Raw genomic sequence first — 14,753 nt, forward strand, 5'->3', positions numbered from 1 at the left:
GAAGAAAAAAATGAAGAAACTCGCGTTGTCCCTCGCACTGTCGGCTGCGCTTACTGCGCCGGCCGCCGCGCAACAGACGCTGCGCGTCGGCGTCACCGCCGGCCCGCATGCGCAAATCCTCGAGAAGGTCGTGCCGGAAGCCAAGAAGCTCGGCCTCGACGTGAAGGTCGTCGAGTTCACGGACTACGTGATCCCGAACCAGGCGCTCGCCAACAAGGAGCTGGAAGTCAATTCGTTCCAGCACGAGCCGTATCTCAAGAACCAGCTTTCGAAGACGAACTGGAAACTGGCCAAGGTCGGTTACACGATCGCATCGCCGATGGGCTTCTACTCGAAGAAGTACAAGAGCTTCGCGGATCTGCCGAACGGCGCGACCGTCGCAATCCAAAACGATCCGACCAACGGCGCGCGTTCGCTGAAGCTCCTGCACGACAACAACATCATCAAGCTGCGCGAAGGCGCGGGCGTGACCGCGGGTGTCGCCGACATCGCGGAAAATCCGAAGCGCTATCGCTTCATCGAGCTCGATGCTGCGCAGCTTCCCCGCTCGCTGCCGGATGTCGATGCGGCGGCTGTCAATAACAACTACGCTGTGCAGGCCGGTCTCGATCCGGTGAAGGATTCGATCGTCAAGGAAACGACAGACGGTCCGTGGGTCAACATCATTGCGGTGCGCGAGGAAGACAAAGATAAGCCATGGGTCGCGACCTTCGTGAAGGCATATCAGTCGCCGTCCGTGAAGGAGTTCATCGCAGAGAAATTCAAGGGCGCTTACGTCGCCGCTTGGTGATCGCGCCTTTGTGAAAACTACAGCCGCGCCAATTTTCGGCGCGGCTGATGCTCCCGATTTCCAAGCTTCCGATTTACTCAGTTATTTTCAGAAGGACGAATTTGCGTGAAGAGAATGTTCTTGTCGCTCGCCGTTGTAGCGGCGTTCATCGCACCCGCCGGCGCTCAGCAGTTCATCCGCATCGGCGTGACGGGCGGGCCGGGTGCCCAGATCATCGAGCAGGTCGTGCCTGAAGCGAAGAAGCTGGGACTCGACCTCAAGATCATCGAGTTCTCCGATTACATCATTCCGAACCAGGCGCTTGCCGGTAAGGAAATCGAGGCAAACTCGTTTCAGCACGAGCCGTACCTGAAAAACCAGGTCGCTAAAACGAGCTGGAAGCTCGTGAAGCTGGCCGAGACGATGACCGCGCCGCTCGGTGTCTATTCGAAGAAGTACAAGACCTTCGCCGAAATCCCGGATGGCGCATCGGTCGCGATCCAGAACGATCCGACCAACGGATCGCGCCCGCTGCGTCTGCTGCATGACAACAACATCATCAAGCTTCGCGACGGCGTAGGCGTCACCGCTGGCGTCACCGACATCGTCGAAAATCCGCATCGCTATCGCTTCATCGAGCTCGATGCCGCGCAGTTGTCGCGCTCGCTTGACGATGTCGCGGCGGCAAGCATCAACAACAATTACGCGGTGCAGGCCGGTCTCGACCCCGTGAAGGACCCGATCCTGCGCGAAGGGCCGAATAGTCCGTGGGTCAACATCATCGCGGTGCGTGAAGAGGATAAGGACAAGCCTTGGGCCGCTTTGCTGGTCAAGGCGTTCCATACGCAGAGCGTGAAGGACTACGTTTTGCGAGAGTTCAAAGGGTCGCTGATCCCGGCTTGGTGACACTGAGACCGCAGCAAAGAAAAAGGGCGCCGCGTGGCGCTCTTTTTTGTTCCCGTCACGCCAAGTAACAAAAATTGTCATCTCTCCCGTCGATTTGATCGCTTATTGCGTTGTGCTTGAGCGGCGAAACGCCGGTTTGCCCCGAATAAGTCCAGGTCGAACCGGCATAAGGGCGCGGGCAATTTCAGGACAGATGATGCGTCGATTTTTCTTTGTAGTGGCGGCTTTGAGCGCCGTGGTCGTCTCAGGCGCGGCTTCGGCGCAAACCGCGGCGAACAGTGGCGCGATTACGTGGGAGGTCAAAAGCCGCTTTCGGCTCTTCCGCGACGAGAGCGATTTCGTACGTCTCGCCGCTGCACATCGCGGTGGCTCAATCCTCGATGCCGAGCGCCGTCTTGCCGCCGCAACCGGTGGTCGCGGATGGGCGCGTCTTCTCCTCAATCGTCTCTGTGTCGATGCCGCCGGCGTGACGACGCGCACCTGCGATCGTGATGGCGTGCGCGAACCATATCTGGTCCCGTCCGATCATCGCGTCGGCGTAAAATTTTCCGGCGCTCCGCAGGGCGCGACGTGCATTTGGTCGTTCGAGCAGGTCGAACGCGAGACGCAACGCGTCGAGAAGCCGTGCAGCGAAGAAGCGCAAGTGCGTGTCGCCTATGGCGCGCCGGCCTTCGCGACCGTCGATGCAACGCGTGCTGACGGCACCGCGCAGCGCGCACAAGCCGAAATTCTCGTCCGCGATCTGCTCATTGCCGGCCTCGGCGACTCGATCGCGTCAGGCGAGGGCAATCCAGATCGCCCGATCGCGCTCGATGATACCGGCTTCTGCTTCCGCCGTGCCTTCAGCACGACGGGCGGCGAATACTATCGGCCGAGCCGCTCTGGCTTTAAAGGCAATCGCACGTGCGAAACGACGCCCGGCAGTCCCGCATCGGCTACATCCGCGAACGAGTGGTTCCGCATGGGCGCCGGTTGGATGAGCAACGCCTGCCATCGCTCCCTTTACAGCTACCAGCTGCGCGCCGCGCTCGCGCTTGCAATCGAAAACCAGCATGTCTCGGTGACCTTCGTGCCGCTCGCCTGCACGGGCGCGGAAATCGAGAAGGGCTTGTTTGCGTCGCGCCGGTCGCGTGAGGCGACGTGCCGCGGCGGCTCCTGTCCGACGACAGTGCCGGCTCAAGTGCCGCAAGCGGCCGCCGCGCTCGAAGCCGCGCGCAAGCTGGTGCCGGGCCGCAACTTTGATCTCATTTTCCTGACCGTCGGCGCCAACGACATCTATTTCTCGGAGCTCGTTGCCAACGTGATGGTCGAGTCGACGCGCGAGCGCGCGCTGCTGGAGAGCGGCGGTTCGATCGCATCGCTCGACGAATCCCGCGCCGTGCTCACGCGCCAGCTTCCGTCCGCCTTCGCCAAGCTCCGCGCAGCGCTGAAGCCGATGGTCGGCGGCCGCATGGATCGCGTGGTCTACACATCCTACGCCAACCCGGCGCTCGATCGCGGCGGTGTGCCGTGCGGCGGCGGCCGCGCCGGCGTCGACATCCACCCGTCGTTCAACATCAACGGCGATCTACTGCGGCAAACCTCGGCCTATGTTGAGCGCGAGTTTCTGCCGCGCATCAAGGCGCTCGCGACCTGCCAGGGCGGCACGCTCTGCCGCGACGAGAGCGATCGCATGACGTTCGTGGACTCGCACCAGGACTTGTTCCGCGATCGTGGCTTCTGCGCGCGCTCCGAGCAGGATCCGGATTTTGACCGCGCATGCTTCCGCGCGCAGGGAAATTCGTTCCACGAAAGTCTGCGCGAGGGCATCGAGAGTCCACTGACCTGTAACGCCAGTGCACGCGACTTCCGCCCGTATGCGAGCCGCGCGCGCTGGATCCGCACTGCGAACGACAGCTACTTTGCCGCGATGACATTCCCGGACGGCTTCCCGTCGACGATGCAGCCGGCCGATATTCATGATGCGTTGTGGGGTGTGCTGAGCGCGGTCTACGGCGGAGCGATCCATCCGACGGCCGAAGGTCATGCCGCGATGGCCGATGCGGCGCTCACGATGGCCCGCGACGTGCTGATCGAGAACGGCTCGATGCCCGCGGGCGACATCCAGCGTTCCGCGCTGCCGCTGCCTGAGGGATCACCCGCGCGGGAGTAGGGCGTTTTAGGCGACGCCCAACTTCTTCTGCAGGCTCGTCGACGACGTCGTGTACTGAAACACGAGGCGCTTATCCGGATAGACGTAGCGGTGCGCCTTCTGCGCCATCAGCGCGCCCTCGTGGAATCCCGAGAGGATGAGCTTCAGCTTGCCCGGATACCAATTGATGTCGCCTATCGCGAAGATGCCGGGCTGATTGGTCTCGAAGGTCGAAACATCGACGAGCACGAGCGAGCCGCCCTCGTTGAGATCGAGCTTCCAATCCGACACCGGACCGAGCTTCATCGTTAGGCCGAAGAACGGAAGCATGGCATCGCACGCGACCGGCACGACCGTGCCGTCGTTGCCCTTCACGTGAACGCCCATGAGTTTGCCATCGGCGCCTTCGAGCCCGGACACCTGGCCGATCGTCAGATCCATCGCGCCGTCGGCGACGAGCTTACGCATCTTGTTGACGCTGTCCGGTGCCGCGCGAAAATCGTCGCGGCGATGCAGAAGCGTGAGCCGTTTGGCGAGCGGCTGTAGATTGAGCGTCCAGTCGAGCGCCGAGTCGCCGCCACCGACGACCAGCACATTCTGGTCGCGGAAGTTCTCCATCTTGCGCACCGAGTAGAAGACCGACTTCGCTTCGTATTCCTCGATGCCGGCAATGGGTGGACGCTTCGGCTGGAACGAGCCGCCACCGGCCGCGACGACGACGCACTTCGCTTCGAAAACTTTGCCTGCGTCCGTAGTGACGCGAAAGAGAGGATCGCCGATCCTCTCGACGCCGGTCACCATCTCGCCGAGATGGAACGTCGGCCCAAACGGTTTGATTTGCGCGATGAGCGCGTCGGTCAGGCCTTGACCGCTGATCTCTGGGATACCCGGAATGTCGTAGATCGGCTTCTCGGGATAAAGCTCGGCGCACTGCCCGCCGACTTTGTCGAGGATGTCGACGATATGGACTTTCATATCGAGCAGGCCGAGCTCGAACACGGCGAAGAGGCCGACGGGTCCGGCGCCGATGATGAGAATGTCTGTCTTGATCGTTTCCGACATGCTGAGCCTTCTTTTGGGCAGGGCAGGCCGTCATTGTTTGCACGAGCCAGTGCGGCCTGCAAACGATCCTCGCGTCGCTTCGAAAGCTTGATTCCGTGTGGGCCTTCGCGTCTAAGGGCGGCCAAGAGGTGACGAGACGTGAACGATACCACCGTAAAGCCGGCGCGCACTTTGCCGCGCCCTGACGATTTTCCCTTCCGCGTAACCGAGACGATCCGCTTCCGCGACCTCGACCGCAACGGCCACGTCAACAACGCGGTCTTCGCGACGTATTTCGAGACCGGCCGCGTTTTCTTCATCCGCAGCGTTTACGGCGAGCGTCAGTTCGCCGACGGCGGCTTCGTCGTCGCGCGGCTCGAGCTGAACTACTTGAAGGAAATTCTCTGGCCCGGTCAGGTCGAGATATGTACCGGCGTCGAACGTATCGGAACGAGTTCGGTGACTTACGCGCAGGCGCTCTTCGTTAACGGCGAATGCGCCGCGAACGGCAAGACGACGATCGTGCGGATCAACAAGGCGACGAAGACTTCGACGCCGTTGCCGGAAGAGATCGTTGGATTGTTGAAGCAGCAGATGATGCGCGCTTAGCGCCAGAACCAATCTACCTCGTCATGGCCCGCTTCATGCGGGCCATCCACGTCTTGCTTTCTTAAAATAGTGAAGTCGTGGACGGCCCGGACAAGCCGGGCCATGACGAAACAATGAGAGTATGCGCTTGACGCCTACGCCTGACGTTCCGGCGTATGCACGACGAGGCCGTCGAGTTCACCCGTCACTTTGATCTGGCACGAGAGCCGCGAGTTCGGCTTCACGTCGAAGCCGAAATCCAGCATGTCCTCTTCCATCGGCGAGGGACCGCCGACTTTCTCCTGCCAGGCTTCGTCGATGTAGACGTGGCAGGTCGCGCACGCGCAGGCGCCGCCGCATTCCGCTTCGATGCCCGGGATCGAATTCTTGATCGCGGCTTCCATCACGGTCGAGCCATCTTCGGCGTCGACGATACGCGGTGTACCGCCGGAATCGATGTACGTCAGTTTAGGCATTGGGGCCGATCATCACGATTACACGCGCACTCGTATAGCGATTGCGAAGAGCGCGTACTAGAGCATTTCCAGTCTGTGTGGAAACCGGATTCACTGACCCTGGAAAAGCGAAAGCCACGCTGCGCAGCGTGGCTTCAATTTCCCCAACACGTGCACGCTATCTAGTGCGCGCGGAGCAGCTCTTCGATGTAGCCGGAGGCTTCGGTTACGGCGCTGCGGAGTTTTGCAACTCCGGCATCGGATTTGCCGGCCTTCGCGCCTTGCTCGAGCACAGTCGCGGCATCGGCCACGGCCCATGCGCCGACACCGGCGCCGGAACCCTTCAGCGTATGAGCCAGCTGCGCGAGTGTGTCCGCGTCGGCTTTCGCGAGCTTCGCGACGATTTGCGAGGACTGCCGCAGAAACAACTGCAGCACTTCGCGTTCCAGCGCGCGATCGCCGAATGTCATTCGCGACAGGTGTACGAGGTCGATCGGGCGGCCATTCGCAGGTTTGGCCGAATGCTCGCGGGTCGGCAGAGCCAGTTCCATTGTCTTGTCTCTCAAAATTCTTACGTCAACGCTTGCGGGATATATGAGCCGCTTCAGGCAAAAATTGCGCTAAACCTTGGCAGCTCGGTGCTTGTATTCAAACAAAGCGGCCGCGCTAGTTAACAAGGCGTTAACACCGTCACTTCTTAACAGTGGGTGGCAAATCGGCACCAACTATATGGTATCCGGAAACCGTGAGCCGGCAAACGAGCCATTCCGGCTTCATCGGATTGGTGAATCAAGGCTCGCACCAGCCGCGCGCGACGCATGACTTCACGGTCTGCGCCGGGATCGCCTGGCCTTCCGAATCGAATAGGGGCAATTTCCCGCCGGGCTGGCTAAGCCCTCGTTCCAAATAGCGTTTTTGCGCTTCGCTCGGCTTGTCGTGTGAAGCTTCAAAAGAACTTTCCGACTTGGCAAAAGATTGGTTCATTTTCGAACATCCATCGGCGGCTTCGCGGCCGAACAGCGTTAACGATGATTTAAGACGCGTTAACTTCTCCCATTTCCTTCGGCCCGCCGCCCGCATAGGATACTTTCTGCATGGCACGGCGGCTCTAGGACAACTGCAGGTTCTAAAGCCACCGCGGGGGGTAGGTTCGGCGCGTCATCGGCGGCGAAAACGCGCGATGAATGTGCCTCACGCAACGCCATGCGGCGATTGTCGCCGAGTGTATCAGCGTGAGGCAACGGGCAAATGGCCAATAACCCGACGAAGTTGAAAGACCCGACGGAAGCGGCACTCTCCGCGATCCAGGATGCTCTCGATTTACGCGACGGGAAGGGCGCTGATGCGCCTGCCGAACCTGCGCCGGTCGCAGTCTCTCCGCATCCGAGCGCTGCGCCACCAGTTGAACATCCGGGCGACATCAAACGCACATCGGACGTTGCGCCTCCGCGCCGCGCCGCCGCCAACGACGACCGACAATCCGTAGGTGCGATTTTGCAAGCGCTGCAGGAAAAGCCCTCGCGGCGTCCATTCGTTCTCGCCGCCATCGCGTCACTCGCATGGGTTGCATTCGGGGGATACGTCAGTTGGAGCAGCGGCATCACGGCGAACACGCCGATGCTGCTCGTCGCCGGCGCAGCGATTTTGCTGCCCGTCCTGATGTTCTTCGCCATCGCTTACATGATCATCCGCGCTTACGAGCTGCGCATCGCATCGCGCTCGATGACGCAGGTCGCATTGCGTCTCGCCGAGCCGGAAACACTCGCCGGCGAGTCCATCAATAACATCGGCCAGGCCGTGCGCCGCGAAGTCACCGCGATGAGCGATGGCGTCGAACGCGCGCTCTCGCGAGCCAGCGAACTCGAATCGCTGGTGCATAAGGAAGTCGGCGCGCTCGAGCGTTCTTACAACGACAACGAGACCCGCATTCGCGGCCTCATCGAAGATCTCTCCAGCCAGCGCGCCGCATTGGCAGGGCAGGCAGATCAGATCCGCTCCGCCATCGGCAGCGTGCAGATGAGCCTCGCGCAGGAGCTCGGCTCGGTCAGCGAACAGGTCTCGACCAGCGTCAACGAAGCCGCGCAGCGCATCACGCGCTCGCTCGCCGAGAAGGGCGAAAGCATCACGACGGTGCTCGGCCGCGCCGGCGACTCGATGATCGACGCTATCGGCGATCGTGGCGCCGACCTTCTCGACCAGCTCAACCGCACCAGCGACGAAGTCAGCCGCACGCTCGATGCGGCGAATTCGCGTCTCGTCGCCGCACTGAACTTCAAGACCGACGAACTCACCGACCGCATTGTCGATATCTCGGGTGAACTCTCGCAGACACTCTCGGCGCGCCTCGATCGCATCGCGGACGGTCTGCAGGAGAAGACGACGGGTCTCGCCGACACGCTGGTCAAGCGCACCGAAACCGCCGGCACCGACCTCACGCGCCTCACCAACGAACTCACGTCCGGCCTCGGCAAGCGCTCCGAAGAGGTTGTCGCCAAGCTCATCGAGACCGGCAGCCAGATGGCGGAGACGCTCGTCACGCGCGGCGACGAGGTCAACCAGACGATCCGTTCGAGCGGCGACTCGCTCGCGCTCGACCTGTCGCTGCGCGGCAGCGATCTCGTCAACAAGCTGGAAGAAGCCGGCAACCGCATCACCGACACGATCGTCATCCGCAGCAACCAGACGACCGAGACCTTCGAGCGTAAGGCCGACGAAGTCGCCTCGCTCATCTCGGCGCGCTCGAACACGATCCAGGAGACGATGGCGCAGCGCCTCGCTGCGTTCGAAGACGTCGTCACCCGCGAGGGCACCGCATTGGCCGACCGTCTCGGCCACGACGCCGGCAATCTCGGCGAGCGCATCTCGCGCACGCTCGGCGAACTCGATCACACGATCACGGGACGCGGCAGCGAACTCATCGATCGCATCAGCCAGCGCTCGGTCGAGTATCACGAAGCCGTCCGCAACAACGTCGACATCTTCGAGAACCGCACGGCGGCACGCCTCACCGAGGCGACGATCGCGGTGCACGATAGCCTTTCGGGTTTCGAGAGCCGCAGCCAAGAGCGCCTTGCCAACATCACGTCAGTGCTCGCCGCCAACCTCGACGCTTTCGATACGCGCGCCGACGAGCGCCTCACGCAGGTGAGTGGTGTCATGAGCGCCAACCTCGGTTCGTTCGAGCAGCGCGCCGAAGCGCGCGCGGCCGAGATCGCCGCCGCGATGAAGGAAAACCTCGATCACTTCGAGCGGAACTCCGCTTCGCACATGGACCGCATCGCCGACGTGATGCGCGAGCATGGCGCGGACCTCGCGCAGAACCTTGATGGCCGTGTCCTTCAGGTCGAATCCACGCTCGACGGACGCACCCGTGCGCTCGACGACCTGCTGCAGACGCGCGTTGCCGAGATCGGCCGCACGCTGATCGAGCGCAGCGACAACATGGTCGGCTCGCTCGAAGAGCGCGTCGGCGCCGTTGCCAACGCGATCGAGCAGCACGGCTCGCGCTTGGTCGGTCAAATCGAGCACCGCGCAATCGAAGTCGACAAAGCCTTCAACAATCGCGCGGTCGAACTCTCGACCGGGCTCGACAGCCGCATCACGCGCTTCCAAGAGCTTCTCGTCGATCGCGTCGAGATCGTCTCGAGCCAGATCGAGGCGCGCGGCGCTGCCGCCGCCAACGTCATCGCGGGCCGCGTCGATCAGCTCAACCAGGCCGTCAAAACGTCGACCGGCGAAGCCGAACGCGCTTTGACGACCGTGACAGCATCGAGCGCCGACCTCATCCGCACCAGCGCGCAGGAAGCGCAGCGCACGCTCGTGTCGCTCTCGTCATCGACCGCCGAAGCGATCCGCTCCGGCGCGCAGGAAGCTGCGCGCACCCTCGAAGGCACGGCCGCGCAGAGCGTTGCCGGCATTCGCGGCGCGACCGTCGATGCAGGCCGCTCGATCGAAGTCTTGGCTGCGACAACGGCCGATGTCATGCGCACCGGCACCCGCGACGCCGAATCCGCGCTCGACGCTGCGATCCGCGCGGCTGCCGAGCAGATTCGCGGCGAAGCCGCCAACGCCGAGCGCGTGCTCGCCGCCGCCGCGACGCAGACGACCGACGCCCTCGGCGCCAGCGCCGAAGCCGCCGAGCATCGCGTCCACGCGCTGACTGCCAATCTCACCGAGGCTTTGCGCCTCGGCACGACCGACACCGAGCGCCGCATGGAGTCGCTTGCGATCGGCATCGCGCAAACCGTCGGTACGCGCTCCGACGAAGCCGAACGCCGCATGGAGATGCTTGCCGCATCCGTGCAGCAACTGCTCGGGTCCGGCGTCAGCGACGCGGAACGCCGCATGACATCGGTGGCGGAGCAGATTTCCTCCGTCGTCGGCAATGAGACGCAGGAAGCCGAGCGCCGCATCACGGGGCTGGTCTCGCTCCTCTCCGATCGTCTCGGCGTTGGCACGCAGGATGCCGAAACGCGCCTTCACGCGCTGAACTCGCTGATCGGCGACACCCTCGGCAGCGGCACGCTCGATGCAGAAATCCGCATGCAGACGCTGCTCAACACATTCCAGGAAACACTCGGCTCCGGCACGATGGATGCCGAGCGCCGTCTCTCGACGCTCGCTTCGACGCTTGCCGAACGCATCGGCACCGGCGCGCATGACGCCGAGATGCGGCTGCGCACGCTCTCGGTGCACATCCCGGAAACGCTCGACAACTCGACGACGGACATCGAGCGCCGCCTCGAAACGTTGGCCAACACGGCCGCGACCACACTCCGCTCCGGCAGCGACGACTTCGAGCGCCGCCTCTCCGGCATCTCGGCCAGCACGATCGACGCCGTAGCGGCAAGCGCCAACGAGGCGCAGCGCCTGCTCGGCACGGTCGCGTCGTCAAGCGCGAATGCGATCCGCACCAGCGCGCAGGACGCCGAGCGTTCGCTCTCGACGGTTGCCGCCGGCATCCAGAAGTTCGTTACGCAGAACACGGACGAGGTCGAGCGCACGCTGCAAGGCGTCAGCGCCGAAGTCGTCCGCAGCCTCAGTGGCAAGGCCGAGGAGCTGAATTCGACGCTCGGCCAACGCAGCGAGCAGCTCACCCGCATTCTCGACGAGAAGGGCAGTGCCTTCCTCAACGCGCTAGATACGACCGCGAAGTCGATCACGGGCGACATGACTCGCATCGCCGATACGGCAGTGGCTTCGCTCGAGAGCCGCCAGGCCGCTCTTGCGGGCGAGGTATCGCGCGCGACCGACGAAGCGCTCACCGCGATGGACCAGAAGGCGACGGGTCTTGCCCGCGCCATCGCGCAGAACTCGGAAGAAATCGTCCGCCTCATCACGCAGGCCGGCTCGAACGCATCGGGCTCGGTCAGCCGCGTTCTGTCGGACCTCGAAACCGCGGGCCGCGCGGCTGTCGAGAAGTCGCAGGCGACGTCGACCGCCGCCGTCTCCGAAATGTTGGAGACGCACACCACGCTGCGCAACGACACCCAGTCGCTGCTCGAGCGGCTGCGCGAAGCGAACACGCTCCTCAAGGACGTGCTCACCAATGCGACCGAAAACCTCGGTACTATCGAGGGCACACTGTCGAACCGCGTGAAGGAATTCGTTGCCGCACTCACCGATGTCGGCGAACGTAGCGGCACGGCCAGTAGCGACGTCGAACGCCAGGTCAAATCGTTCCAGTCGGCAACGAGCGGCACGCTCGAGCAGATCACAGCGATGGCGGCGCGCTTCGAAGAACACGGTGGTGCACTCACCGGCGCCGTTCGCACGCTGGAAGAAAATCACCGCAAGTCCGAAGCGGCGCTGTCCGAACGCCACAAGGCGCTCGAAGGCATCGTCGGCGCCGTTCAGAACAAGGCGGAGTCGCTCGACGAGCGCTTCAATCGCTTCTCGACGCTGCTACAGGATACGCTCAACGGCGCCGAGACCCGCGCTCGCGAGATCGCGCGCCTCGTCGCCGATGCAAGCACCGAAGGCTCGCGCGCGATCACCTCGCAATACGAGCAGATCCGCAACGTCACCGACGAAGAGCGCAAGCGCACGCAGGAAGCGATGCGCGCTCTGTACGAAACCTCGTCCCAGCAGAACAAGAAGCTCTACGAGGGTGCGACGGCAGAAACCCGCACGTTGTTCGAGAAAGCCGCTGAGCGTTTTACCAAGCTCGTCGCTGACATGAAGTCCTCAGCCGAGGTTATGCGGCAGGATCTTGAAGCAACGCGTGCGCAGCTCCAGCGCGGCATCTTCGAGCTTCCGGTCGACACGGCCGAGAGCACGGCGAAGATGCGACGCGTCATCGTCGAGCAGATCGACGCGCTCGCCGAGCTCAACAAGATCGTCGCGCGCCACGGCCAGCAGATGGACCAAATCCAGACCGTCACGGCGCCGCCGATCCGCGAGTCGGTTGCGCCGCGCGCAAGCACGGCTCGCTACGAGCCGCCGGCACCGCGTCCCGAACTCCCGTCGGCCTCCGGCGGTTGGCTCGACGAGTTGCTAAACCGCACGTCGGCGCCGTCTTCGGCACCGTCGATCGATCCGGCGCCTCCGGCGTCGTCCGACAGCGACGCGGATGCGCTCGACGCGATCGATGCACTCTCCGCAACGATCCCGGATGGCATCAACCATCAGCCGTTCGCGGACTTCTGGGACCGCCGCCGCCGCGACGAAAGTGTCAAGGCGCCGCGCACGCTCTACACGCTCGATGGTCAGCGCAAGTTCGATGACGTGCGTCGCCGCTACCGCGCCGAGGCGAACTTCCGCGAAGCCGTCGACCGCTACGTGACCGAGTTCGAGCGCCTGCTCGACGAAGTTTCGCGCGATCAGGGTGGCTCGGAACTCGCTCGCGCCTATCTCGTGTCGGATACCGGCAAGGTCTACACCGTGCTCGCGCACGCGGCCGGCCGGCTCGGCTAAGCGCGCTTCACGTATCAACGCAAAAAGGCCCGCTCGTGCGGGCCCTTTTTGTGGCTTCAACCCGTCATGGCGAACTTGTAGCCCGGATGAGCGGCGCGCATCGCGCGCGCGACATCCGGGCTTGCATCCGCCGCTAACTCAGCTCCCGGATATCGCTCGGCTACGCCTCGCTCATCCGGGCTACGAGTCAGAAGGCGACGAACTAAATCGTCCGCGACGCCCACACGACGATTTCCGTCGCGGCCTGTTGGAACGCAGCGTCGATCGCGGTCGCCGCCACAGGTCCATCGCTCGATCCAGCCGGGACCGCCGCGCGGAAGATGCGCGCGGCGACAACGCGGCCGGCGCGATCCGCGATGATCTTCACGGAAAGCTCAACCTCGGCGGTCGGGCTGCCGGCGATCGCGAGATGGAAGCTGCGGACTTCGACGATGAGGCGATAGTCCGGCGTAACATTCTCGCCCGGGCGGCCGATGCCGCGCAGACGGTTCGCATTCTCGAACGATTGGATGAGCCGCGCCTGCAGCAGCTTCGGCAAACGGTCCGACCACTGCGCACCCGCGAGCGTGCCGATCTGTCCGCCGCCGGGGCGCACGACGATCTTGTCGGTGTCGAGAATAGAGAGGGCGGTCGGCTCGCCAACGATCAGCATGCCGCGGCCGTTGCCGTGGCGCGGGAAGTCGCGTGGCGCCGTTAGGTCGAACGTCGGCACCGGGCTCGACGGCAGCAAAGACGCGCAGCCCGAAACCGCGACCGCCGCGGTGGCAGCCGCGACGGTGCGCAGAAACAACCGCCGGCGCGGCGCGCTCGGCTCATCGATACTCATACTAGCGTCCATACTGCGGCACATTGCCCCCGCTGTTGCCGCCGAACAGAACCCGGCTCGGGTTGCGGTCTAAATTCTTGATGGTGCGCTCGAGTTCCGCCAGCGTGCGGCGGCCGTCGGTCGCGAGCGCGGTCCATTCGCGCAAACCTTGATTGCTGAAGCGTGAAAGGCCCGACGTGACGTCGGCCATGCGCTTGTCGAGATTGTCGGCCGCTTGCTTCACGGACTTGGCGGCCTCGCCGACCATCTGGAATGCGTTCTGTCCGTCTTCGGTCGTCGTCATGCTTTCGACGTTGCCGAGAATGCGATCGAGCTTCGGCGTCATCTCGGAAAGCTTGCGCGCGAGATCGGACGCGTCAGCGACCAGCGACTCGACCTTCTGCGGGCTCACGGCTGAAACGACCTTCTGGAACTCGCCGGCCAGCGCCTCAAACTTTTCGGACATCGAACCGATACGCTTTGCAGCGGCCGACGTCTCTTTCATGAACGTCGCGAGCTCATCCGAATTCTCGCCAAGCGCGGTTGTGAACCGGTCGACGTTTTTGACGATGTTCGTCGCGCCGGCCTGATTCTCCGTCAGGAAGGTATCGACTTTCTTCAGAATGCTGTCTGCGCGGCCCATGATCTCGCGCGCGCCCTGCGCGATGTCCTGCATACCGCTCGCGTCGGCCTTCAGGGTCGGGATCTGGCCAGCCGGCACCGCGAGCGCGGGCGCGTTCGGTTCGCCGCCGCGCAACGCCACCGACGAGATGCCGGTGAGGCCCTGGTATTCGAGCGTGACACGCGTATCGCTGCGCACCGGGATTGTCTTCTCGATGCCGATCGTCGCAATGGCTTGTCCCGGATCGGTCGGGTCGAGCCGCAGCTTCGACACCTCGCCGACCTTGATGCCGTTGAACAACACGGCCGAGCCCGGCCGCAGGCCCGAAACCGAGCCGTCGAACACGACCTCGTAGGTCGCGCGCTCGCCGTCCGTGCCGCTGCGGGTGAACCAGAAAATGAAGCCGAACGCAGCCACGAGCACCGCAAGCGTAAAGGCGCCGATCAGCGTATAGTTCGCTCGCGTTTCCATCCAGGCCTCTTAATCTATTGAACTCTATAACATTTGGGCGTCAGATTGAA

Annotated in this window: 11 protein-coding genes; 5 read left to right on the top strand and 6 right to left on the bottom strand. The window is 63.4% G+C overall.

Annotation, left to right across the window (positions count from 1 at the left end):
• Positions 1-10: 10 nt before the first annotated feature.
• The 3 genes from GJW30_RS11080 (at position 11) to GJW30_RS11090 (ending at position 3,827) form a co-directional block, all read left to right on the top strand.
• Positions 11-790, top strand: a complete 780-nt coding sequence (locus GJW30_RS11080; protein WP_096355263.1) for a MetQ/NlpA family ABC transporter substrate-binding protein — start codon at positions 11-13, stop codon at positions 788-790.
• A 114-nt stretch (positions 791-904) separates the two neighbouring features.
• Entirely contained in the window at positions 905-1,675 is a 771-nt protein-coding gene (locus GJW30_RS11085) for a MetQ/NlpA family ABC transporter substrate-binding protein (RefSeq protein WP_172887635.1), read from the top strand.
• 193 nt (positions 1,676-1,868) lie between these two features.
• On the top strand, positions 1,869-3,827 hold the full coding sequence (locus GJW30_RS11090; protein ID WP_245408730.1) for an SGNH/GDSL hydrolase family protein: 1,959 nt from the start codon (positions 1,869-1,871) through the stop codon (positions 3,825-3,827).
• A 6-nt stretch (positions 3,828-3,833) separates the two neighbouring features.
• Here the strand turns inward: GJW30_RS11090 and GJW30_RS11095 are convergent, their stop codons facing one another.
• Positions 3,834-4,868, bottom strand: a complete 1,035-nt coding sequence (locus GJW30_RS11095) for an NAD(P)/FAD-dependent oxidoreductase (protein WP_096355266.1) — start codon at positions 4,866-4,868, stop codon at positions 3,834-3,836.
• A gap of 138 nt (positions 4,869-5,006) precedes the next feature.
• Between GJW30_RS11095 and GJW30_RS11100 the strand changes: the two genes are divergently transcribed.
• A complete protein-coding gene (locus GJW30_RS11100; protein ID WP_197703789.1) occupies positions 5,007-5,456 on the top strand; it encodes an acyl-CoA thioesterase in 450 nt (149 codons plus the stop codon).
• 134 nt (positions 5,457-5,590) lie between these two features.
• On the opposite strand, the gene GJW30_RS11105 is transcribed toward GJW30_RS11100, so the two are convergent.
• The 3 genes from GJW30_RS11105 to GJW30_RS22665 form a co-directional block, all read right to left on the bottom strand.
• Positions 5,591-5,911, bottom strand: a complete 321-nt coding sequence (locus GJW30_RS11105; RefSeq protein ID WP_096355268.1) for a 2Fe-2S iron-sulfur cluster-binding protein — start codon at positions 5,909-5,911, stop codon at positions 5,591-5,593.
• 161 nt (positions 5,912-6,072) lie between these two features.
• Complete coding sequence (locus tag GJW30_RS11110; RefSeq protein ID WP_096355269.1) at positions 6,073-6,441, bottom strand: Hpt domain-containing protein; 369 nt, start codon at positions 6,439-6,441, stop codon at positions 6,073-6,075.
• Between the two features lie 238 nt (positions 6,442-6,679).
• On the bottom strand, positions 6,680-6,874 hold the full coding sequence (locus GJW30_RS22665; protein ID WP_130364889.1) for a hypothetical protein: 195 nt from the start codon (positions 6,872-6,874) through the stop codon (positions 6,680-6,682).
• 264 nt (positions 6,875-7,138) lie between these two features.
• On the opposite strand from GJW30_RS22665, the gene GJW30_RS11115 reads away from it, so the two are divergent.
• Positions 7,139-12,805, top strand: coding sequence for an apolipoprotein A-IV repeat region-like domain-containing protein (locus GJW30_RS11115; protein WP_096355271.1), 5,667 nt, complete (start codon positions 7,139-7,141; stop codon positions 12,803-12,805).
• Between the two features lie 202 nt (positions 12,806-13,007).
• Here the strand turns inward: GJW30_RS11115 and GJW30_RS11120 are convergent, their stop codons facing one another.
• Entirely contained in the window at positions 13,008-13,631 is a 624-nt protein-coding gene (locus GJW30_RS11120; RefSeq protein ID WP_157746737.1) for an ABC-type transport auxiliary lipoprotein family protein, read from the bottom strand.
• Position 13,632: 1 nt separating this feature from the next.
• A complete protein-coding gene (locus GJW30_RS11125) occupies positions 13,633-14,703 on the bottom strand; it encodes an MlaD family protein (protein ID WP_096355275.1) in 1,071 nt (356 codons plus the stop codon).
• Positions 14,704-14,753 lie beyond the last annotated feature (50 nt).

Source organism: Variibacter gotjawalensis (assembly GCF_002355335.1).
Taxonomy (GTDB): domain Bacteria; phylum Pseudomonadota; class Alphaproteobacteria; order Rhizobiales; family Xanthobacteraceae; genus Variibacter; species Variibacter gotjawalensis.